Raw genomic sequence first — 1445 nt, forward strand, 5'->3', positions numbered from 1 at the left:
GCCGATTTCGGTTGGCGGGTTGTGGATGCGGTGGGTTGGTCGGTGGGCCGGTTGGAGGAGGCGGTCGGGGCTGCGGCGCGGTATGCGTTTGATTTGGCGGGTGAGATTCCGTTGCGGGCGCAGCTTTTCCGGGTTGCTGAGGATGAGCATGTGTTGGTGGCGGTGGTGCATCATATCGCTGCTGATGGGGCTTCGGTGGGGCCGTTGGTGCGGGATTTGGGTGTGGCGTATGCCAGCCGGTCGGTGGGGCAGGTGCCGGGGTGGGCGCCGTTGGCGGTGCAGTATGTCGATTACACGTTGTGGCAGCGGGCGCAGTTTGGTGAGCTCGAGGACAGTGGTAGTCGGATCGCTGGGCAGTTGGCGTATTGGGAAGATGTGTTGGCCGGGATGCCCGAGCGGGTGCAGTTGCCCACGGATCGGCCGTATCCGGCGGTGGCGGATTATCGCGGGGCCACGGTGGGTGTGGAGTGGTCGGCTGAGTTGCAGGCGCGGGTGCGTCAGTTGGCCGGTGAGCATAATGCGACCAGTTTCATGGTGGTGCAGGCTGCGTTAGCGGTGTTGTTGTCCAAGGTCAGCGCCAGTGTGGATGTGGCGGTGGGTTTCCCGATCGCGGGGCGGCGTGATCCTGCGCTTGATGAGTTGGTGGGTTTTTTCGTCAACACGTTGGTGTTGCGGGTGGATTTGGGTGCTGATCCCACGGTGGGGGAGTTGTTGGCGCAGGTGCGGGCGCGCAGTTTGGCGGCCTATGAGCATCAGGATGTGCCGTTTGAGGTGTTGGTGGAGCGGCTCAATCCGGCGCGGTCGTTGACTCATCATCCGTTGGTTCAGGTGATGTTGGCGTGGCAGAACTGGCAAGACGGTGCTGCGGCCGGGGCGATGTTGGGGGATTTGCAGGTTCGGCCGTTGCGGGCGGATACCCATACGGCGCGGATGGATTTGACGTGGTCGTTGGCGGAGCGTTTCACCGATGCTGGTGAGCCTGCTGGCATTGGTGGGGAGGTGGAGTTTCGCACCGATGTGTTCGATGCGGCCAGCATTGAGGTGTTGATCGAGCGGTTGCAGCGGGTGGTGCTGGCGATGACGGCCGATCCGGCGCGGCGGTTGTCCTCGGTCGAGGTGTTGGGTGCGGGTGAGTTGGCCCAGTTGGAGGGTTGGGGTAATCGGGCGGTGCTGGCTCGGCCGGCGGGGGTGGGGGTCTCGATTCCGGCGGTGTTCGCCGCGCAGGTGGCCCGCGCGCCTGAGGCGGTGGCACTCAGTTTCGCCGGCCGGTCGATGACCTATGGCGAGCTTGATGAGGCCTCGAATCGGTTGGCGCACTTGTTGATTGGCCACGGTGCGGGTCCGGGGCAGCGGGTGGGGTTGCTGTTGCCCCGCTCCGCTGAGGCGATCGTGGCCATCCTGGCGGTGCTCAAGACCGGCGCCACGTACGTGCCGATCGATCCAGC

General features: G+C 64.9%; 1 protein-coding gene. It reads left to right on the forward strand.

Going from position 1 to position 1445, the window contains the following annotated elements; all coding sequences use genetic code 11:
* Positions 1-1445: condensation domain-containing protein (locus AC5Y7E_RS24175; RefSeq protein WP_499950937.1), on the forward strand; the 1445-nt coding region annotated here is incomplete at both ends.

Source organism: Mycobacterium sp. NGS17, assembly GCF_059813205.1.